This window comes from Niveispirillum fermenti (assembly GCF_052474395.1).
This window is the reverse complement of the sequence record NZ_CP156681.1, coordinates 2,098,374-2,117,259: the sequence shown is the minus strand read 5'-3', so window position 1 is coordinate 2,117,259 and position 18,886 is coordinate 2,098,374. Positions and strand designations below refer to the sequence as shown.

21 protein-coding genes are annotated in these 18,886 nt (G+C 64.5%); 7 read left to right on the top strand and 14 right to left on the bottom strand.

What is annotated here, in order from left to right; genetic code table 11:
• Both ABC728_RS21150 and ABC728_RS21145 read right to left on the bottom strand, forming a co-directional pair.
• On the bottom strand, nucleotides 1-1,251 hold the full coding sequence (locus ABC728_RS21150) for a lipoprotein-releasing ABC transporter permease subunit (RefSeq protein WP_416617447.1): 1,251 nt from the start codon (nucleotides 1,249-1,251) through the stop codon (nucleotides 1-3).
• The gene (locus tag ABC728_RS21145) at nucleotides 1,244-2,482 is read right to left on the bottom strand and encodes a lipoprotein-releasing ABC transporter permease subunit (RefSeq protein ID WP_416617448.1); all 1,239 of its coding nucleotides are present in this window, start codon (nucleotides 2,480-2,482) and stop codon (nucleotides 1,244-1,246) included. Before ABC728_RS21145 ends, ABC728_RS21150 begins: the two co-directional genes overlap by 8 nt.
• A 218-nt stretch (nucleotides 2,483-2,700) precedes the next feature.
• Between ABC728_RS21145 and ABC728_RS21140 the strand changes: the two genes are divergently transcribed.
• From ABC728_RS21140 to ABC728_RS21130, 3 genes are read left to right on the top strand one after another with little or no spacing between them, the layout of a single operon-like run.
• Complete coding sequence (locus tag ABC728_RS21140) at nucleotides 2,701-3,273, top strand: TetR/AcrR family transcriptional regulator (RefSeq protein ID WP_416617449.1); 573 nt, start codon at nucleotides 2,701-2,703, stop codon at nucleotides 3,271-3,273.
• A 12-nt stretch (nucleotides 3,274-3,285) separates the two neighbouring features.
• Entirely contained in the window at nucleotides 3,286-3,576 is a 291-nt protein-coding gene (locus tag ABC728_RS21135; protein WP_416617450.1) for a YciI family protein, read from the top strand.
• An 11-nt stretch (nucleotides 3,577-3,587) separates the two neighbouring features.
• On the top strand, nucleotides 3,588-4,193 hold the full coding sequence (locus tag ABC728_RS21130; RefSeq protein ID WP_416617451.1) for a DNA-3-methyladenine glycosylase I: 606 nt from the start codon (nucleotides 3,588-3,590) through the stop codon (nucleotides 4,191-4,193).
• Between the two features lie 425 nt (nucleotides 4,194-4,618).
• Here ABC728_RS21130 and proS read toward each other — a convergent pair whose 3' ends face one another.
• Nucleotides 4,619-5,923, bottom strand: a complete 1,305-nt coding sequence (gene proS / locus ABC728_RS21125) for a proline--tRNA ligase (RefSeq protein ID WP_416617452.1) — start codon at nucleotides 5,921-5,923, stop codon at nucleotides 4,619-4,621.
• Between the two features lie 165 nt (nucleotides 5,924-6,088).
• On the opposite strand from proS, the gene ABC728_RS21120 reads away from it, so the two are divergent.
• Nucleotides 6,089-7,177 (top strand): zinc-binding metallopeptidase family protein, encoded by a 1,089-nt coding sequence (locus ABC728_RS21120; protein WP_416617453.1) that lies wholly within the window; start codon nucleotides 6,089-6,091, stop codon nucleotides 7,175-7,177.
• A 94-nt stretch (nucleotides 7,178-7,271) separates the two neighbouring features.
• Here ABC728_RS21120 and ade read toward each other — a convergent pair whose 3' ends face one another.
• Entirely contained in the window at nucleotides 7,272-8,987 is a 1,716-nt protein-coding gene (gene ade, locus ABC728_RS21115; RefSeq protein ID WP_416617454.1) for an adenine deaminase, read from the bottom strand.
• Nucleotides 8,988-9,004: 17 nt separating this feature from the next.
• Entirely contained in the window at nucleotides 9,005-9,460 is a 456-nt protein-coding gene (locus ABC728_RS21110) for a hypothetical protein (RefSeq protein ID WP_416617455.1), read from the bottom strand.
• A gap of 36 nt (nucleotides 9,461-9,496) precedes the next feature.
• Here ABC728_RS21110 and ABC728_RS21105 point away from each other — a divergent pair, with 36 nt between their 5' ends.
• The gene (locus ABC728_RS21105; RefSeq protein ID WP_445376487.1) at nucleotides 9,497-10,798 is read left to right on the top strand and encodes an NCS2 family permease; all 1,302 of its coding nucleotides are present in this window, start codon (nucleotides 9,497-9,499) and stop codon (nucleotides 10,796-10,798) included.
• Between the two features lie 634 nt (nucleotides 10,799-11,432).
• Here the strand turns inward: ABC728_RS21105 and ABC728_RS21100 are convergent.
• From ABC728_RS21100 to ABC728_RS21065, 8 genes are all read right to left on the bottom strand, one after another.
• On the bottom strand, nucleotides 11,433-12,002 hold the full coding sequence (locus tag ABC728_RS21100) for a DNA-3-methyladenine glycosylase I (protein ID WP_416617456.1): 570 nt from the start codon (nucleotides 12,000-12,002) through the stop codon (nucleotides 11,433-11,435).
• Nucleotides 12,003-12,146: 144 nt separating this feature from the next.
• Nucleotides 12,147-12,614 carry a RidA family protein gene (locus ABC728_RS21095; RefSeq protein ID WP_416617457.1) on the bottom strand — a complete coding sequence of 156 codons (468 nt, stop codon included), beginning with the start codon at nucleotides 12,612-12,614 and terminating at the stop codon, nucleotides 12,147-12,149.
• Between the two features lie 79 nt (nucleotides 12,615-12,693).
• Nucleotides 12,694-14,355, bottom strand: coding sequence for an ArnT family glycosyltransferase (locus tag ABC728_RS21090; RefSeq protein WP_416617458.1), 1,662 nt, complete (start codon nucleotides 14,353-14,355; stop codon nucleotides 12,694-12,696).
• Nucleotides 14,352-14,663, bottom strand: a complete 312-nt coding sequence (locus tag ABC728_RS21085; RefSeq protein WP_416617459.1) for a lipid-A-disaccharide synthase N-terminal domain-containing protein — start codon at nucleotides 14,661-14,663, stop codon at nucleotides 14,352-14,354. Before ABC728_RS21085 ends, ABC728_RS21090 begins: the two co-directional genes overlap by 4 nt.
• Nucleotides 14,660-15,382, bottom strand: coding sequence for a glycosyltransferase family 2 protein (locus ABC728_RS21080; RefSeq protein WP_416617460.1), 723 nt, complete (start codon nucleotides 15,380-15,382; stop codon nucleotides 14,660-14,662). The genes ABC728_RS21085 and ABC728_RS21080 overlap by 4 nt, the downstream gene beginning before the upstream one ends.
• 102 nt (nucleotides 15,383-15,484) lie before the next feature.
• The gene (pncA, locus tag ABC728_RS21075; RefSeq protein ID WP_416617461.1) at nucleotides 15,485-16,117 is read right to left on the bottom strand and encodes a bifunctional nicotinamidase/pyrazinamidase; all 633 of its coding nucleotides are present in this window, start codon (nucleotides 16,115-16,117) and stop codon (nucleotides 15,485-15,487) included.
• A 19-nt stretch (nucleotides 16,118-16,136) separates the two neighbouring features.
• Complete coding sequence (locus ABC728_RS21070) at nucleotides 16,137-16,613, bottom strand: nucleoside deaminase (protein ID WP_416617462.1); 477 nt, start codon at nucleotides 16,611-16,613, stop codon at nucleotides 16,137-16,139.
• A 191-nt stretch (nucleotides 16,614-16,804) separates the two neighbouring features.
• Complete coding sequence (locus ABC728_RS21065; protein WP_416617463.1) at nucleotides 16,805-16,957, bottom strand: DUF3309 family protein; 153 nt, start codon at nucleotides 16,955-16,957, stop codon at nucleotides 16,805-16,807.
• A gap of 233 nt (nucleotides 16,958-17,190) precedes the next feature.
• Here ABC728_RS21065 and ABC728_RS21060 point away from each other — a divergent pair, with 233 nt between their 5' ends.
• Complete coding sequence (locus tag ABC728_RS21060) at nucleotides 17,191-17,595, top strand: GreA/GreB family elongation factor (RefSeq protein ID WP_416617464.1); 405 nt, start codon at nucleotides 17,191-17,193, stop codon at nucleotides 17,593-17,595.
• A 109-nt stretch (nucleotides 17,596-17,704) separates the two neighbouring features.
• Here the strand turns inward: ABC728_RS21060 and ABC728_RS21055 are convergent, their stop codons facing one another.
• Nucleotides 17,705-18,208, bottom strand: a complete 504-nt coding sequence (locus ABC728_RS21055; protein WP_416617465.1) for a hypothetical protein — start codon at nucleotides 18,206-18,208, stop codon at nucleotides 17,705-17,707.
• A 302-nt stretch (nucleotides 18,209-18,510) separates the two neighbouring features.
• Between ABC728_RS21055 and ABC728_RS21050 the strand changes: the two genes are divergently transcribed.
• Entirely contained in the window at nucleotides 18,511-18,879 is a 369-nt protein-coding gene (locus ABC728_RS21050; RefSeq protein WP_416617466.1) for a hypothetical protein, read from the top strand.
• Nucleotides 18,880-18,886 lie beyond the last annotated feature (7 nt).

Below are 18,886 nucleotides of genomic sequence, written 5' to 3'. Positions count from 1 at the left end.
TCACTCGTATCGCAAGGCTTCGACGGGGTCCAGGCGGGCAGCCCGCCAGGCAGGGTAGAACGTGGCCAGAAGCGACAGCGCAACCGACGCCAGACCCACCTGGGCCACCTGCCACGGATCGGTGAAGGAAGGCAAGGAAGACAGGAAATAGATGTCCGAATTGAACGGATCGACGCCCGTGGCCGACCGGATGATCTGACGCAGCCCTTCCATATGCCCCGACAGGAGCAGACCCAGCGCCAGCCCTGCCGCCGTGCCGGCCATCCCGATCGACGCCCCCGACATCAGGAAGATGCGCAGGATGGTGCCACGCCCGGCCCCCATGGTGCGCAGGATGGCGATTTCCCGCCCCTTGTCCTGCACCATCATGATCATGCCGGAAATGATGTTGAAGGCGGCGACGACGACGATCATGCCCAGGATCAGGGTCACGACATTGCGTTGCGTCTCGATAAAGCCGAAGAAGGCACCGTTCACCTGCGCCCAGTCGCGGACATAGAGGCTGCCCGGCAATTGCCGGGCAATGTCGCCCAGCTTGGACCGGGCCAGCGTGGGGTCGGCCAGCGTGACCTCTATGGTGGAGACAGTGTCGTAGAGGTCATAGAAGGACTGGGCCGTCGGCAGGTCCATCAGCACCAGGGTGGCATCGAATTCCGAGACGCCCAGCGCCACGATACCCGCAACCGTGAAGGCGCGCGAACGCGGCGAACCGCCCTGCCCCTCGATATTGGGGGACAGGATGGTAACGCGGTCGCCCAGGGCGATCCCTGCCCGTTCGGCCATGCGGGCGCCGATGGCGATGCCGTCGCCCGACGCCAGTGAACCTTCCACCAGCGCATCGGCAAAGGCCGGGCGGGCCGCCATGTCCGATGCGCGCAAGGCCTTCACCAGCACCCCCCCGGCAAAGTCGCGGAAGGACAGCAGCCCCTGTGCATCCACGGTGGGCATGACCGACACGACGCCCGGCACCTGCTTCACCCCGTCCAGCAGCATGTCCGTGACGGGGAAGGTGCCACTGCCATCCATGGCCACGACATGGCCCTGGAAACCCAGCACGCGGGCCAGCAGGTCGCGCTGAAACCCGTTGAAGACCGACAGCGAGATGATCAGCGTCGCCACACCCAGCGCAATTCCCAGAAAGGAAAAGCCGGCAATGACGGAAATGAAGCCTTCCTGGCGCCGGGCACGCAGGTAACGGAAGGCGATCCAGCGTTCGACGATGCCGAACATGCGGGCTTTCCCCTCAGCCATGGCGCAGCGCCTCCACCGGGTCCATCGACGCCGCGCGGCGGGCGGGATACAGCGTCGCGCCGACCGACAGGAACAGGCCCAGGCTGACAACCAATGTCACCTCCCCCCAATCGATGATGGCCGGCAGCGTGGTCAGGAACAGCAGCATCTGCGAGCCGCCAATGCCGGGCACCTGGCCCAGCGCATGGCCGATGGCCTGGACATTGACCGTCAGCAGCAGCCCGACCCCGAAGCCCAGCAGCGTGCCGACGGCACCGATGGACGCGCCAGCCAGAAGGAAGATGCGGGAAATGCTGGCCCGCTCCGCCCCCATGGTGCGCAGGATGGCGATGCTGGCGGCCTTGCCGCGCACCAGCATGACCATGGAGGAAACGATATTGAAGCTGGCCACCAGTATGATCAGCGTCAGCACGATGAACATGGCCACCCGTTCCACGCCCAGCGCCGTCACCAGCCCCTGATTGGACTGCCGCCAGTCCGTGATCTTGAAGCCAGGGCCGGCCGCCTGTTCCAAGGTTCGGCGCATGCGGTCCACATCCATCGGGTCCAGCACGAACACGTCGATGGCGCTGATGCCCTCACCCGTGCGGAAAAAGGCCTGCGCGCTTTCCAGCGGCATGAACAGCAGGCTGCCATCCTGTTCGGGCATGCGCAGGTCCACCACCCCGTCCACGGGGAATTCCTTCTTGCGCAGCATGGTGCCGAAGGGGGTGGGCGTGCCCTTGGGGCTGATCAGCGTGACACCGCTGCCCGGCGCCACGCCCAGCGCGCGTGACAGGCCATAGCCCAGCACGGCCCCGTCCTCCCCCATGTCCAGCGTGCCGCGTACCAGGCTGCGGCCGACGACGGGCCTGTCCATCAGGTCGTCCGCGGAAAGGCCGCGCACCTTGACACCCACGGCGCGGCCATCGACCGTGGCCAGCGCCTGGCCTTCCACCACCGGCATCGTGCGCAGCACACCCGGCGCGGCGCGCAGCCGGTCCAGCAGCGGGCCGTAATCGTTGAGCACGCCGCTTTCGGCCGTGATGCCGGCATGGGCGCCCACGCCCTGGATGCGGGCCACCATCTCCGCCCGGAAGCCGTTCATCACCGACATGACGATGATCAGCGTCGCCACACCCAGCGCCACCCCGATGAAGGAGAAGCCGGCGATGACGGACACCGTCCCTTCCTGCCGCCGCGCCCGCAGGTAACGGAAGGCGACCATGCGCTCAAAGGGGCTGAAGATCATCACATCTCGGGCGAACAGGAAACGACGCAGGGGTTTAGCCTTGCTTATAGGCGGAAATGGGGCGGCGGCGGAAGGGTGGTCCGCGGCCTTTTCATGGCGGGGCCCCTCACAACCCCAGTCATAAAACAGGATGAACGCCGTCGCGATGAAAGCCGCTTGACGGCGTTAGGTCGATTGACCTAATTTTCATCCAGGTCAATCGCCTTGAACCTAATCCCATGCCGCCCACCCGCACCCAGATCGTGGAAGCCGCCGACGCGCTGTTCTATCAGCGCGGGTTCGACCACACGTCCCTGGCCGACATCGCGCAGGCCGTGGGGATCGCGCGGGGCAACCTGACCTACCATTTCAAGGCGAAGGACGAGATTCTGGCCGCCGTCATCGACCGGCGTCTGGCGGCCACACAGGCCATGCTGGACGGGTGGGAGGCCGCGGGGGACGGGCCGGCGGCGCGGATCACCGGCTTCATCCATATATTGATCACCAATCAGGCGAAGATCATGGCCCATGGCTGTCCCGTCGGCACCCTGTCGAACGAGCTTGCCAAGCTGGATCACGCCGCCTTGCCCGACGCGGCCCGCATCTTCACCCTGTTCCGCACCTGGCTGGCACGGCAGTTCACCCTCATGGGCCATGGGGAACGCGCGGACGAACTGGCGCTGCACCTGCTGGGCCGCAGCCAGGGGGTGGCGACGCTGGCCACCGCCTTCAGGGATGAAACCTTCGTCCGGCGGGAAGTGGCGGCGATGCGCGACTGGCTGGCAGCGCTTGCGACACCGACAAATCAATAAGGGGGGAACCACATGTTCATCATCTTCCTGCGCTTCACCGGGGACAAGGCGCGTGCGCCGCAATTCATGGAGGCGCACAATGCCTGGCTGCGGCAGGGCTTCGACGATGGCGTCTTCCTGCTGGCCGGCGGGCTGGAAGCCGGCCGGGGCGGGGCCATCCTGGCCCATGGCACCGATGCCCCCGCCATAATGGCCCGTGTTGCCACCGATCCCTTCGTGATCGAAGGGATCGTCAGCCCCGACATCCAGGCCATCACCCCCGGTCGCGTCGACGACCGGTTGAGCTTCCTGCGTGCCGCCTGACGGGTGCCGCCATGGACAAGACCCTGCCCGGCCCGGATGGCCGCCCCCGCTGCCGCTGGTGTGCGTCGGCGCCGGAATTTCCGCATTATCATGATACCGAATGGGGCTTCCCCGTCGCCGACGACCGGCGGCTGTTCGAGAAATTGTGCCTGGAGGGGTTTCAATCCGGCCTGTCCTGGCGCACCATCCTGGCCAAGCGGGAGAATTTCCGCGTGGCCTTCCATGGATTTGATATCGATGCCGTTGCGGCCTTCGGCCCTGGCGATGTCGAACGGCTTCTGGCCGATGCCGGCATCGTCCGCCATCGCGGCAAGATCGAGGCTGCCATCAACAATGCAAGGCGGGCGCAGGAACTGATCGCCGCAGAAGGGTCGCTGGCTGCGTATTTCTGGCGCCATGAGCCGCCGCCGGGGGAACACGGGCGCCCCCAATCGGCCTCCACTTCTGCCACATCGGTGAAACTGTCCAAGGATCTGCTGAAACGCGGCTGGAAATTCGTCGGCCCCACGACACTCTTCGCCTTCATGCAGGCGATGGGCCTGATCAACGACCATGCCGAGGGCTGTGTGATCCGGGAGGAGGCGGCGAAGGCACGGGAAGGGTTCAGGCGCACGTAATGTACCGCGCCCCTCGGAAGATCCCGATAGAGACCTCATATTTTCCTTTATTTTCAGATACTTAAACAAGAGATTTCGGGGATTCCCTGGTTGTTTGGGTATACCAGCGGCCCAGAACCTTGACCGATGGTCAAGGTTTTCGGCACCTCAAGCGCCGGCGCCCACATGCCAACGGCTCGGGCACGCGCCACGTGGCGCGCGGCGGCAGTCGCCGCGGGTACGAAGGGCCAAATATTTCGACCGTCCGTATAAAAGGGGCGGCCCCATGAGCCGCCCCTCCCCTCATCCAAACAAATGACGCAAGTTGGTCCGGCGGCGACTGCCACAGCACCGCTCGTGCGGCGTCGCCCGCGCCAACGAATGTTGGCGCCGGCAATTGAGGGCGGTGACCAGCACCAATAGGTGCTGGTCACCGCAAAATAGTATTATGCCGTCACCTTGGCCAGTGCCTCTTCCAGAGGCAGTTCCAGTTTCTCGCCCGATGCACGGCGTTTCAGTTCCACCGTACCGGCCTTCAGGCCGCGGGGGCCGATGGTGATCTGCCAGGGAATGCCGATCAGGTCCATGTCGGCGAACTTGGCGCCCGGCCGCTCGCTGCGGTCATCATAGATCACCTCCACCCCTGCGGCCTGCAGGCGGGCATAGAGATCGTCGCAGGTGGTGCGGCAGGCCGCGTCATCGGCCTTCAGATTAATCAGCGCCACCTTGAACGGCGCCACCTGATCCGGCCAGATGATGCCGGCATCATCATGGCTGGCCTCGATCAATGCCGCCACCACGCGCGACACGCCGATGCCGTAGGACCCCATCTCCACCGTCACCGGCTGCCCGTCGGGTCCGGTCACGACCGCGCCCATGGGGGCGGAGTATTTGGTGCCGAAATAGAAGATGTGCCCCACCTCGATCCCGCGCGCGGTGACCAGATCGGCCGGCGCCTTTTCCGCGTCGTGCATTTCCTCCGTCGCGGCATAGATGCTGGTATATTTGGCGAAGAAATCCTTCAGGTCGCCATTGGCATCCGGATTGTCGGCCAGAACGTCCATGTCCAGCCAGGCCTTGTCACAGAACACCTGGCTTTCGCCGGTATCGGCCAGAATGATGAACTCATGGCTCAGATCGCCGCCGATCGGGCCGGTGTCGGCGCGCATCGGGATGGCCTTGATGCCCATGCGGGCGAAGGTGCGCAGATAGGCCAGGAACATCCGGCGGTAGGACAGCCGGGCCCCTTCGGCATCCAGATCGAAGGAATAATTATCCTTCATCAGGAATTCACGGCCGCGCATGATGCCGAAACGGGGCCGGACCTCGTCCCGGAACTTCCACTGGATATGGTAGAGGTTCTTGGGCAGGTCCTTGTAGGACTTCACGAAGGTCTTGAAGATGTCGGTGATCATCTCCTCGTTCGTGGGGCCGAACAGCATCTCGCGGTCATGGCGGTCGGTGATGCGCAGCATCTCCTTGCCGTAGGCCTCATACCGGCCCGACTGCTTCCACAGGTCGGCCGACTGGATGGTCGGCATCAGCAGTTCCTGGGCGCCGGCCCGGTCCTGTTCCTCCCGCACGATCTGCGACACCTTCTGCAGGACCTTCCAGCCCAGCGGCAGCCAGGCATAGATACCGGCCGATGTCTGGCGGATCATGCCGGCCCGCAGCATCAGGCGATGGCTGACGATCTGCGCCTCCGACGGGGTTTCCTTGAGGGTGGGCAGGAAGTAGGTGGACATGCGCATGGGAGGAAAACTCGCAAATCAGGAGAAATGACGATCGTGCCGGACTTTATGGGCTGACGCGGCCGGCGGCAAGGTGGGAGAATGGTTGACCGGCGTGCGCCACGCCGGAACCGGAAAGGCCGCCACCGCGTTGCCGTCCGGACGCCGGTTCCCCAGAGGCCCCCCATGAAGCTGTTCCAGTGCCAATGCTGCACCCAGGTCCTTCATTTCGAGAATACGGCCTGCCTGCGCTGTGGCCGGACGGTAGGCTATCTGCCTGGAACGGACGCCATGGCGGCGGTGGAAGCCGACGGCCCGGTATGGCGCGTGCTGCCAACGGGCGGGCAAGCGGGGGACACGCAACGTTGGCGATTCTGCCGCAATTGGGAATTGAGCGCCTGCAACTGGATGGTGGCGGTGGGCGATGGGGACGATCCCGAAGCGCCCGTCTTCTGCCGGGCCTGTCAGCATAACCGCACCGTGCCCGACCTGTCGGACCCGGCCCATCATGCGCTGTGGCAGAAGATGGAGGCGGCGAAACGACGGCTGATCTACACGATCATGCGTCTGGGCCTGCCCCACCCCAGCCCGGACGACGCCCATCCGGAGCCGCTGGCTTTCGACTTCCTGGCCGACGATCCGGAAGCGGAGGAACGGGTGATGACCGGCCATGCCGACGGCGTCGTCACCATCGCCCTCAAAGAGGCGGACGACGCCACGCGCGAGAAGATGCGCGCCGACATGGGCGAGGCCTATCGCACCCTGCTGGGCCATTTCCGGCACGAGGTAGGGCATTATTATTGGGATATCCTGGTCCGCGACGGCGGCAAGCTGGAGGATTTCCGCGCCATGTTCGGCGACGAGCGGACCGATTATGGCGAGGCACTGGAACAGCATTACAAGGAAGGTGCCCCCGCCGGCTGGCAGGAGAACCATGTTTCGGCCTATGCCACCATGCACCCATGGGAGGATTGGGCGGAGACCTGGGCGCATTACCTGCACATGGTGGACACGCTGGAAACCGCCGCGGCCCTGGGCATGCGGCTGGAACCGGATGCGGATGAGGAGGGCGAGCTTTCCGCCACGGTCGATTTTGATCCCTACCGCGTGCGCCGCGCCGCCCGCCTGATCTCCGCCTGGGTGCCGCTGACCGTGGCACTGAACACCCTGAACCGGTCAATGGGCCAGGCCGATCTCTATCCCTTCGTCCTGACCGAGCCGGTGCAGCGCAAGCTGGGCTTCGTGCATGATCTGGTGGTGGAGGGACGGAGGTAAAGTCGCCCGGCACCTTGCGCGAAAACGGGATTTGAGGGCGGTGATCAGAACCAATTGGTTCTGATCACCGCAAAATAGTATTAACTGTAAGTCATCACGCCGCCACCAGCTCAAACTTGTCCACATCCACCAGCCCCATGTCGGTGATCTTCAGATGCGGGATCACCGGCAGGGGGAGGAAGGCCAGTTGCAGGAAGGGCTCAGCCAGAGGGCAGCCCAGCGCCTTGACCGATGTGCGCAGCGCTTCCAACTCATGTTCCACCGCCTCGAACGGCTTCAGGCTCATCAGGCCCGCGACCGGCAGGGCGAGTTCGCCGACAACAGCACCATCCTTCACAGCCACGAAGCCACCGCCGATTTCGATCAGGCGGTTGATGGCAGCGACCATGTCGGCGTCGCTGGAGCCCACCGCGCAGATATTGTGGCTGTCATGGCCGACAGAACTGGCCAGCGCGCCCGACCGGATGCCGAAGCCCTTCACGAAGCCCTTGCCGATATTGCGGGTGAAGCCGTGGCGCTCCACCACGACGATCTTCAGGATGTCATTGTCCGGATCGGCATGGCGGCGGCCGTTGCGATAGGGGACGGTGGCCTGCAACGCCTCCGTGATGATCTTGTTGGGCAGCACACCGATGACAGGCGTGCCGGGACCGGCGGCGGGAATGGCGAGGTCTTCGGCCCCGATGCGGTCGCGCTTGATGGAGTTCAGGCCCACGGCGGGCGCAGAGGTGCGGCCGGCAAAGGTTTCAGGGGATACCGGCTTGCCGGCCCGGATCACCTGGGACACGGCACATTGCGCCAGATCGTCCAGCAGGACGATATCCGCCCGATAGCCCGGCGCCACCAGCCCCCGGTCCGTCAGCCCGAAACCGCGTGCCGCCGACCATGTGGCCGTGCGATAGGTGGCGGCAATATCCGCCCCATGGGCGATGGCACGGCGGATCAGATGGTCCAGATGTCCTTCCTCCGCGATGTCCAGCGGGTTGCGATCATCGGTGCAGAAGGCCAGGAACGGGCTGGTCACCGGATCGATCAATCCTGCCAGCGCATCCACATCCTTTGACACCGAGCCGTCGCGGATCAGCACCTGCATGCCCTTGGCGATCTTTTCCCGCGCCTCGGCCTGGCTGGTGCATTCATGGCAGTTCCGGATGCCGCAGGAAAGATAGGCGTTCAGTTCCTTTCCTGTGACCAGCGGTGAATGCCCATCGATATGGGCGCCATAGAACTCCGCCAGCTTGTCCAGCGTCTCCTCATCCTTCCACAGCACGCCGGGAAAGTTCATGAACTCGGCCAGGCCGATGACTTTGGGATGGTGGCGGTGGCGGGCCAGATCGTCGGCCTTCAGCCGGGCGCCCGCCGTTTCCAGATGCGTGGCCGGCACACAGGAGGAAAGCTGGACGCGCAGGTCCAGCGCTGTCGTCAGAGCCGAATCCAGGAAATATTCAAGCCCCGTCCGCCCCAGCACGTTGCATATCTCGTGCGGGTCGCAGATGGCCGTGGTGGTGCCGCGGGGCAGGACGCAGCGGTCGAATTCCGACGGGGCGACCAGGGTGCTTTCACAATGGACATGGGTGTCGATGAAACCCGGCACGGCAAAGCGGCCCCTGCCATCGATCTCCATGACGCCGTCATAGCGGTCATAGGTGCCGACGATGGTGTCGCCGCAGATGGCGATGTCGGTTTCATCGATGGCACCGGTAGCCACGTTCAGCAGCCGTACATTCTTGATGACAAGATCGGCGCGGTTGCGCCCCATGGCCTGATCGATCCGCTGTTTCAGGATGGCTTTGGCGGCGGCGCGGTCCATGGGTCAGCCCTCACATCTCAATGGGGAACATTGGCACAGAGCGCCACCAGGTCGGCTTCGGCCGCCGGCTGGACGGGACGGCCGTTGAACAGAACCCGGTCACGCTCGACCGTTACCGTACCGATCTGCACCTCCCCCCGGTAGAGGTTATTTGTTGCGATACCGAAACGCCGGGCCAGATCGGCGGTCAACTCGATCTCGATCACCTCCGGCAGCGCGATGGCGGCGCTGTCGGGCAAATCGGCCGGGGCGACCGGCCGGCCATGCACATCGACACCGGGCCGGTATTCGACATCGGCGCCGGGCTGGTGGCGGGTCAGGTACCGGCAGGCAGCGGGATCGACGCGGATGGTCGGCGGGTCGGCCTGGGTCCGGGCCGGCGATTGCGCCAGGGCCGGGACGGGAAAGACGACCAGTGCGAACAAGGCCACCAACCCTATGGCTCCCATGGCTTTTTCAAGGAATACTGGCATTCCGTCTCTCCCCATATCCGACGCGCGGGGGCGCCCATGCGCATGCTGGTATCCTACTTCAAGCTGAACGAGCTGGGCAGTGATGTCCGGACGGAGTTGCTGGCCGGGTTCACGACTTTTTTAACCATGGCTTACATCATCTTCGTCAATCCGCAGATCCTGTCGGCAGCGGGCATGGACCATGGGGCCGTGTTCGTGGCGACCTGTCTGGCCGCGGCGCTGGGCTCCGCCATCATGGGGCTTTACGCCAACTATCCCATCGCCCAGGCACCGGGCATGGGGCTGAACGCCTATTTCGCGTTCACGGTGGTCGGACAGATGGGCTATTCCTGGCAGGTGGCGCTGGGGGCCGTGTTCCTGTCCGGTATCCTGTTCATCATCCTGTCGGTGCTGCCCGTGCGTGAGGCGGTGGTGAACGCCATTCCGCGCACGCTGAAGCTGGCGATCTCGGCCGGGATCGGTTTGTTCCTGGCCATCATCGCGCTGGAAAATGCCGGGTTGATCCGGGCCCATCCCGTCACGCTGGTCACCATCGGCGACCTGACGAAGCCACAGCCGCTGCTGGCTGCTGCCGGTTTCATCATCCTCTGCGCGATGGCCGCGCGGCGGGTGACGGGGGCCGTGATCCTGACCATCCTGGCCGTGGCACTGGTCGGCATGGTATCCGGTGTCACCCCGTTCAACGGGCAGGTCGTGTCATTGCCCCCCGATCCCAGCCCCACCTTCCTGGCCATGGATCTGGCCGGGGCCTTCAGCATCGGGCTGGTCACGGTCGTGTTCGCCTTCTTCTTTGTCGATCTGTTCGACACGGCGGGCACCCTGGTCGGTGTCGCGCACCGGGCCGGGTTGCTGGACAAGGATGGCAGGCTGCCGCGCCTGAAGCGCGCCCTGTTCGCCGATGCCGCCGCCACGACGGCCGGTGCGGCGCTGGGGACATCCACCGTCACCTCCTATATCGAAAGCGCGGCCGGCACCAATGTCGGCGGGCGCAGCGGGTTGACGGCCGTCACGGTGGCCGTGCTGTTCCTGGCCTGCCTGTTCCTGGCCCCACTGGCCGCCAACATCCCCGCCTATGCCACGGCCCCCGCCCTGCTCTACATCGCGTGCCTGATGGCGCGCGGACTGACCGAAATCGACTGGGAGGATGTGACGGAATATGCACCGGCCGTGGCGACAGCCATCGCCATGCCGCTGACCTATTCCATCGCCCATGGCATCGCCATCGGCTTCATCACCTTCGCCGGTATCAAGATCCTGACCGGCCGCTGGCGGGAGGCGGGACCCGTCGTCCTGGTGCTGGCGGGGCTGTTCCTTTTGAAATTCGTCCTGCTGGGCTGACCGGCAGGCAACCGATTCCCCTCTCCCCGCCATGATATTCCCCCATGGCGGGAGTAGATATTAACAGATGGACGATTAAGGATTACGCAGAGAAAATCATGATAACGATAGCATTGATGAAATAATAGGCTTGTGCTGCCCTTTTGGGCATTCATTCCGTTTGCGTAAAGGGCACAAGCAACCCAAGCCGGCGTCCAATGAGAAGAAGACTAAATTTTTCTTTATTTTCAATGTGTTAGATAGAATCTGCGATCCAGGGAAGCCATGCAGCAGGGATATGGTTCGAAACCGAACCATGCATCCGTGACAATGCTGCCACAGTGCCCGCATCATTTTTGTGCGAAGCATTTGGTTAATGATTTTTGATGGTGACGGGTGTGCCGAGGCCTGCTTATACTCCGCCCCACAAAAGAAAAAGACCGCGCCAGCAAGGCAGCGCGGCCTGAGTTTAGGGAGGAATTGCCACCAGGCGGTGTCAAAACAGGGATCCAACCCCGTTCGACAAGATAAGTTTTTAACTTTCTGAATTCGAAGGCAAGCCGATTTTATCGGCTTGCCTTTTTTATTGATCGATTCTTAGATTTTTGCTCAAGAAATATGCAATTGCTAACCAACCGAACAGGCGTTTGCCCGTTCAGAGGGCGGAATAGCCCTGAAAACCCGCCTTTATGGCTTGTTGCCAGGGCAAATCGAGATTCGACATAGCAATCATGGCCGGACAATCGGGCCGGTGGGCGCCGGGCAGATATCCGATGCTCATCAGGAACTCGCCAACGATCTCCCCGCCTGTGAAGCGGAAAGTCCGGCCGAACAGCTTCACCCATTCGGGCTTGCCCCGCGGGTGGTTAGCCGCGATCCAGCCATGGAAGGAACCGTGGCTGGATCGCAGGCGCTGGATCATCTGTGCATTGTGAATAGCGGCCTGGACCTTCAGCCGGTTTCGGATGATACCCGGATCGGCCAGCAGCCGGTCAATATCCGCAGGGCCGTAAGCCGCCACCGCATCGACGGAAAAACCATCATAGGCGGCGCGAAAGCTTTCCCGCTTCTTCAGGATGGTGAGCCAGGACAGGCCGGCCTGGTTGATTTCCAGCACCAGCCGTTCGAACAGTTCATCATCCCCGGTGAGCGGGACGCCATATTCATGATCATGATAGGGACCGTGCCATTCATGGCCCGGCGCCACATCGCAATATCCCGACAAGATTCCGCTTCCTTCTCACGAAAGGTCGTATCCTGGCAGCATAGCGCGGCGGAGCCGGACGGTCGCGGAAAATGTTCGCTTTACGTTCTGTTTAACAGCATCTCCGGCCTGCCTGCGACCAGGGCGGGCAGGCCGGAGACCGGGTCAGGCGACCTCCAGCACGGCCTCTACCTCCACCGCCACGCCGAAGGGCAGTGACGCGGCGGAGACGGCGGAACGGGCATGCTTGCCGGCATCACCGAACACTTCGCCCATCAATTCCGACGCACCGTTGATCACCTTGGGCTGGTCATTGAAATCGCCTGTGGAGTTGACGAAACCCACCAGCTTCACCACCCGCACCACGCGGTCCAGATCGCCATCCAGCGCCAGCCGGGCCTGTGCGATGATGTTGAGGGCGCAAAGACGGGCCGCCTCCCGCCCTTCCTCAATCGAACAGCCGGCGCCCAGCTTGCCGACATGACGCAGTTCCCCGTTCCACATCGGCACCTGACCGGAAATGAAAAGCTGGTTGCCCGTGCGCACGGCCGGGATATAGGCGGCCAAGGGCACCGCAGCCTTGGGCAGTTCGATATTCAATTCGGCCAGACGCGCGTCGATGCGACCCGCCATGGCAACCTCCTCTCAAAGGTGATGGGTTGGCCCCTTGATAGCAGTGCCCAAGGCGCCGGGGAAGGGCCGGACCCCGCACTTATCGATCCATGTCCTGGCCTGACAGGATGTAGAAATGCAGCAGGACCGGCCGGCCGCGGGAATAATTGAAGCCGGACAGTTCGGCCACCCGGCGCGGATGCCGGCCGGCCGCCTGCATGGCGGCAAGGAACGCCGCCTCCTCCCGCCCCGTGGTGACCAGTCCGATGGCACAGGCGGGATCGGCCAGCAGATGACCGGCCACCATGCCGCCCCCACCCAGCCGCGTTTGCGTGCCCACCAGGAACACCATGGACGGCTCTGTATAGCCACCGGCCGCCAGGATACTGCCGGCACAGGGCTTTTGCGCGTCGAACACCTGCCGGACCTGCGGGCTCAGCCAGAAAGGCGTCAGGCCCGGCAGCGCCATCCCGAACAGACCGGCATGGAAGCCCAGGCTGGCCAGCAGCGCCACCATCAGCCCCCGCCCCCGGTGATGGCGGGCCAGCAGGAACCAGAGCAGGCCGCCGGCAACCAGCACAATCCCCCCGGTAGCGACCAGGCTGCCTGTCAGCCCCTGCCCCATCAGCCGATAAGGGGCACCGACCAGCACCACACCCAGCGCGCCCGACACCAGCAGCATCAGGGCGGCGGCCGGCCAGGACCAGCGCCGCATCCGGGGTGCAGTCACGGCACCGGTTGCCGGCAACAGCGCCGCGGCCGCCAGCAACGCCACGGCCGGCAGCACGGGAAGCGTGTAATGCGGCAGCTTGGTCACCACGATCTCGTGGATGACCCAGGTCGGGATGATCCAGGCCAGGCAGAAGCGAACCGCGGCCTCATGCCGGCGCGCCCATATCCAGGGCAGCGCCAGCAGGACCAGCGGCGCCCAGGGCCAGAAACTGATCCAGAAGCTGGCCAGGAAATATCCCGGCGGTGCGCCATGGCTTTCCTGCCCCGCATGCGCCTTGCCCAGGAATTCATGCCCCACAGCCGTGGCGAAGAAGCCGCCATCCGTGGCGATCGTGATGGCGGCCAGCCAGGGCAGCACAAGGGCCAGCAGAACCGCGAGACCGGCGACAGGGCGCAGGCGGGCAAGCCATGGCGCATCGCGATCGATGATCCACAGCGCCAGCATGGCGGCACCCACCACCATCAGGATCACCCCCTTGACCAGGATGCCCAGCCCCAGCGAAAGCCAGAACAGCATCGCCAGCCCCCGCGGCAGGGGCAGATCCGGCCGCATATAGACCCGCGCCAGCACCCCCATGCAGCCCATGACACAGGCAAGCTGGACGGCATCGGTCTTGGCCATGCGGGCTTCCACACCCAGAATGACACAGGTGGCCAGCATCGCGGCCCCCAGCAGCCCGGCCGCCGGCCCGAACAGGCTGGCCCCCGCCCAGGCCGTCAGCAGCACGGCCGCCAGCGCGCCCGCCAGGGAGGGCAGCCGGTACATCCAGACCGGCCCGTCATCGCCGCCGACCGTCAGGACATGCACCGTCGCGGCCTGCATCCAGTAGATACCGACCGGCTTCTTGTGCCGCGCTTCATCCTGGAAGCGGATATCGATGAAATCGCCTGTTTCCAGCATCTGCCGGCTGGCCTGGACATACCGGCTTTCATCCCGGTCGAAGGGCGGGATCGTGGCAAGGCCCGGCAGGAAGGCGGCAAGCGCCAGCACAAAAAGCAGCAGCCGGGAGAGGGTCCCCCCGGCCTTCATGTCGTCCCCCGCCTCTCCCGCCGGATCAGGTGCAGGTTGCGGGTATAGATGACCAGGGCCGGCACCTGACCCGCGATGATCACCAGATCCGGCCGCAGGAAACCATAGACCATCAGCATCATGCCCCCGCCCAGGCTGAACCACCAGAAGGCGACGGGCATCACGGAACGGCCGGCCCGCTCCGAACTGACCCACTGCACCAGAAAGCGCATCATGAACATGGCCTGGGCCGACAGGCCGAAGACCACCAGCCAGCCCTTGTCGGCGATGGCAGCATGCCACCAGGCGTCGATATGGGTCCAGATCATGGGGCCTTCACCTCGGTCACCGCCCCCGGCCGCTTCTGCCGGCGCAGCAGCCACATCACGCCGAACAGATCGAACAGGCCGATGGCCGCCCGGTGCAGGTTGGTGTATTTCGATACGCCCGACAGGCGCGGCCGGTCCGCGATGGGCATATTGGCATAGGCGAGGCCCCGCCCGCGCACGAAGGCCGGCAGGAAACGGTGCAGGCAATCGATGGCCGGCAGGTCGCAGAACAGGTCGCGGCGCATCAGCTTCAGCCCGCTGCCGGTATCCGGGCAGTCATCCCGCAGCATGGCCCGGCGCAGCCGGTTGGCGAAGGTCGAGGCCAGACGCTTGGACCGCGGCGCGCGGCGCGTCACCCGCACGCCATTGACCAGCACCAGCGAAGGGTCGGCAGCCAGCATGGACAGCATGGCGGGAATGTCGGCCGGGTCGTTCTGGCCGTCGCCATCCATCAGCACCAGCCAGTCCCCCGCCGCCGCCCGCGCGCCCGTGACCAGTCCGGCGCTTTTGCCGGCACAATATTCATGCCGGATCAGGCGCAGGGTGGGATATCCGGGCAGCCCCCCCTGCACGCGCGCCGCCGTGGCATCGCGGGAGGCATCGTCGACAACGATCACCTCGAATGCGGGGCCGCCCGCCATGGCGGCATAAATTTCAGCCAGAAGCGGCAGGATGTTGTCCTGCTCGTCATGGACGGAGATGACCACGGAAAGGTACACGCAACCTCCCTGTCGGTCGGGGGACGATCTCTGCGGGAATAATCCGAAAGCAGGATGAAGGAAAGTGACGCTTTGAAGCAGCCGCCGTGCGGCATCCGGGGGTCAGAGCCCCGCCGCCAGCGTCACACCCGCCGCCCGCAACCGATGCAGGGCGGTTGCCAGCGATCCACCCAGGTCGATGGCCCGGCTGGCACCCGTCAGCAACACGGACGCAAAACCCAGGCGGGTCGCATCCTCGGCCGAGTAGGCCACGCAGTAATCGGTGGCAAGCCCGGCAAAGAACAGCCGCGTGAAACCCCGTTCCCGGCAATAGCCGCCAAGACCCGTGGTCGTGGTCCGGTCATTTTCAAAGAAGGCCGAATAACTGTCGAGATCGGGACGGAAGCCCTTGCGCACGATCAGGCCCGCCATGGGCACATCCAGGCCGGGATGGAATGCCGCCCCCGCCGTGCCCTGCACGCAATGGGTGGGCCACAGGGTCTGGGTTCCATAGGACAGGGTGATATCCTGAAACGGTATGGTGCCCGGATGGCTGGCCGCAAAGCTGGAATGGCCCGGCGGATGCCAATCCTGGGTCAGCACGACCCCGGCCCCGGCGGCGTGGAACCGTCGTGCCAGGGCATTGGCCGCCGGCACCACGGCATCACCATCGGCAACCGCCAGTGCCCCGCCGGAACAGAAATCATTCTGGATATCAACCAGGACCAGAAGGTCCGCCATTGTCAGCGCCGTCATCTCCGCCCCCGCACGCCCTTCAATAGGGAACGCGATCCGCCTTCCCGCACCAGGCCTTGAACACGGCCAGCGCCGCCCCGTTGGGGCGGTGTTCACACGGGATGATACGATTGTCGGGCGGGCTTGCCACCTGCTCATAGATCAGCGCGTCGTCAAAGCCGATCTCCGCCGCCTGGAACCGGTCGTTGGCATAGACGATGCGGTCCACCCGCGCCCACAGGGCGGATGCCAGGCACATGGGGCACGGCTCGCAACTGGCATAAAGCGTCGCACCGCGCAGATCGAAGCGGGCCAAGGCGCGACAGGCATCGCGAATGGCCACCACCTCGGCATGGGCAGTGGGGTCGTTCGTGGATGTGACCTGGTTCCAGCCGCGGCCCACGACATGACCGTCCAGCACGACAACAGACCCGAAGGGCCCGCCATGGCCGGCCTCCATGCCCTGGCGCGACAGCTCGGCGGCCAGTGTCAGGAATTGCTGGTCTGGATCGGACATGGCGGCGGGCGCTTTCGGGCAGGATGGCGGGAAACCACCCAGGGATAGCGCCCGCACCCGCCGCCTGTCACGGGGATATTGGCGGCAACCGCCGCCGCGCCGCTGGTGCGGCGGCGCCAAGCCAACGAATGTTGGCGCCGGCGATTGGGCGGTGATCAGAACCTATGGGTTCTGATCACCGCAAAATAGTATCAGATATGGCCCAACAGGACCAGGATCAGCACGACAATCAGCACGGTGCCCAGCAGGCCGGAGGGGCCATACCCCCACCCCCGGCTGTAGGGCCAGGCCGGAATGATGCCGATCAGGAGAAGGATCAGGATGATAAGGAGGACGGTGGACATGGCTTCACCCATCTTCTGTTGTTGTTCCTCATGTCTTCTCAACACGTGAGAACCGGACAAGGGTGCGAGCCATGGCGTATTAACACTTTGGGAGACCGGAGAGGACACAGGGCACAAGAGGACACAAGGGCACATGGGACCGTCCATTCACGGGGATTGACCTTTTGCCGCCATTCGTCCTTCCTGTGGGGGGTGTCCGCCGCGGGCGGCCCCTTTTTCAAACCGAGGAAGACATGAACAGAAAAACCCAGATCGGGGATCCGCCGATCCGTATCCTGCGCGACGACCTTGAAAGGCTTGAAACCCTTCTTGATTCCATGCACCGGTCCTACGCGCGCATCTCCCTGTTCCTGCAGGAGGAACTGCTGCGCGCCGATATCGTCGACAAACAGCCGCGATCGCCCTTCGTGGGCCTGGGGTCGCATGTCGCCTTCGTCGACGAACAAGGGGCCCCCCACGCCGGCACCCTTTTCATGCCAGAGGACGGGTGTACCAGCCTGCCCGACGGGATTTCCATCCTGACCCCCGTTGGCTGTGCCCTGCTGGGCCTGTCGCAGGGGCAGAGCATCGGGTATGAGACCGTGGACGGGCGCAAGAAGCGCATCACGGTCACCGGGGTCCGGCCGCCAGACCCCTGACCATACCCACATCGCCCCGGCCCGTCACGCCTCCGGCTTCACCGCCGCGGGGCGGGGGCGGGCCGGCCGGCGGCGAAGGCAGGGGCATGTTCGCCCTGGACGGGGCAGATCAGCCGAACTGCAACAGGCCCGGTGCCTTATCGATGATCTCTTCCAGGATCATCTCCGCCGTTTCCAGGTCGCCCTTCAGCTTGTCGCCCATGGCCTTGGCATATTCGGGCCGACGCAGCTTTTCCGCCGCGTCGTGCAGGCTGCGCAGTTCGGAAATGAATATCTCCCGCGCGCCCAGCGGCAGCATGGTCTTGGCCGACAGGACGAAGAAAAAGCGCATGCTGGCCCGGATCAGCAGCCCCAGCATCAGCGTGTCCAGCCGGGCATATTCCTCCTTCAGGTCGTCGACACGGGCCGTATCCACGGCGCGCAGCCGCCCTTCGATCAGAATGCAGAGCGCTTTGAACTCCCCCACCTTGTTGCGAAATTCGTTATAGGTCTGGAAACTGTCCTTGGCGGCCTCGTCCTCGGCCAGCTTGGCCAGTCGCATCGCCTCACGCGCCTGCCCCTCCAGCGCGCCCAGCAGGTCCTGGATTTCCTTGCGGGTATAGGTGCGCTTCATGGCAGGCGTCAGCTCGATCAGTCGGAACCGGATATCGCACCTATATAAGCAATCCCGCCCCTACCCGGAAGCCCGCCCCGATGGTCAGGATGGTTTTTCTGAAGGGAAACGGTATGGCGGGGCAACCGCATGGACATCACGCACCAATGCATGTTCGCCTGCTCCTGAACATCCTCATGGCGCCATCATCCTATTTACCCGCTTCCCCCGCATCTTCCATAGTGGTTCAACGGCAAAGGAAACCGGGGGCCTCGGAAAGGCCCATTGTCCGGTCCAGTGCGCCAATGCCGGGAGGCACGTCCATGAACACGAACGATACCTATCTCGCGGTTTTCACCAGCAACAAGGCCAGCCCCCGCTGGCAGGCCTGGTATGCGATGTCCGGCGAGGAGAGGCGGGCCAGGGACGAGGAGGGGCTTGCCGCCCTTAAGGCGTGGGACGAGGCGCATCGGAACGTGATCGTCTATGCGGGCGGACCACTTGGCCCGACCAAGCGCACGTCGCCGGAGGGCGTGGCGGATGTGGTCAATGAGTTGACCGTCTTCGTCGTGGTGCGCGCCTCGTCACACGAGGCGGCGGCGCGGCTGTTCGAGGGTCATCCGCACTTCACCATCTTCCCCTGCGACAGCGTCGATGTGATGCCGCTCCTCGGTCCCAAATCCGACATGTGAGGCCGCA

Coding starts and splice junctions, on each gene's coding strand:
- ABC728_RS21050 (WP_416617466.1), top strand. CDS start 18,511: ATGAACACGAACGATACCTATCTCGCGGTTTTCACCAGCAACAAGGCC.
- ABC728_RS21105 (WP_445376487.1), top strand. CDS start 9,497: ATGCGCATGCTGGTATCCTACTTCAAGCTGAACGAGCTGGGCAGTGAT.
- ABC728_RS21120 (WP_416617453.1), top strand. CDS start 6,089: ATGAAGCTGTTCCAGTGCCAATGCTGCACCCAGGTCCTTCATTTCGAG.
- ABC728_RS21065 (WP_416617463.1), bottom strand. CDS start 16,957: ATGTCCACCGTCCTCCTTATCATCCTGATCCTTCTCCTGATCGGCATC.
- proS (WP_416617452.1), bottom strand. CDS start 5,923: ATGCGCATGTCCACCTACTTCCTGCCCACCCTCAAGGAAACCCCGTCG.
- ABC728_RS21085 (WP_416617459.1), bottom strand. CDS start 14,663: ATGATCTGGACCCATATCGACGCCTGGTGGCATGCTGCCATCGCCGAC.
- pncA (WP_416617461.1), bottom strand. CDS start 16,117: ATGACGGCGCTGACAATGGCGGACCTTCTGGTCCTGGTTGATATCCAG.
- ABC728_RS21090 (WP_416617458.1), bottom strand. CDS start 14,355: ATGAAGGCCGGGGGGACCCTCTCCCGGCTGCTGCTTTTTGTGCTGGCG.
- ABC728_RS21110 (WP_416617455.1), bottom strand. CDS start 9,460: ATGCCAGTATTCCTTGAAAAAGCCATGGGAGCCATAGGGTTGGTGGCC.
- ABC728_RS21130 (WP_416617451.1), top strand. CDS start 3,588: ATGGACAAGACCCTGCCCGGCCCGGATGGCCGCCCCCGCTGCCGCTGG.
- ABC728_RS21070 (WP_416617462.1), bottom strand. CDS start 16,613: ATGTCCGATCCAGACCAGCAATTCCTGACACTGGCCGCCGAGCTGTCG.
- ABC728_RS21055 (WP_416617465.1), bottom strand. CDS start 18,208: ATGAAGCGCACCTATACCCGCAAGGAAATCCAGGACCTGCTGGGCGCG.
- ABC728_RS21135 (WP_416617450.1), top strand. CDS start 3,286: ATGTTCATCATCTTCCTGCGCTTCACCGGGGACAAGGCGCGTGCGCCG.
- ABC728_RS21140 (WP_416617449.1), top strand. CDS start 2,701: ATGCCGCCCACCCGCACCCAGATCGTGGAAGCCGCCGACGCGCTGTTC.
- ABC728_RS21150 (WP_416617447.1), bottom strand. CDS start 1,251: ATGGCTGAGGGGAAAGCCCGCATGTTCGGCATCGTCGAACGCTGGATC.
- ade (WP_416617454.1), bottom strand. CDS start 8,987: ATGGACCGCGCCGCCGCCAAAGCCATCCTGAAACAGCGGATCGATCAG.
- ABC728_RS21095 (WP_416617457.1), bottom strand. CDS start 12,614: ATGGCGGGTCGCATCGACGCGCGTCTGGCCGAATTGAATATCGAACTG.
- ABC728_RS21145 (WP_416617448.1), bottom strand. CDS start 2,482: ATGATCTTCAGCCCCTTTGAGCGCATGGTCGCCTTCCGTTACCTGCGG.
- ABC728_RS21060 (WP_416617464.1), top strand. CDS start 17,191: ATGAACAGAAAAACCCAGATCGGGGATCCGCCGATCCGTATCCTGCGC.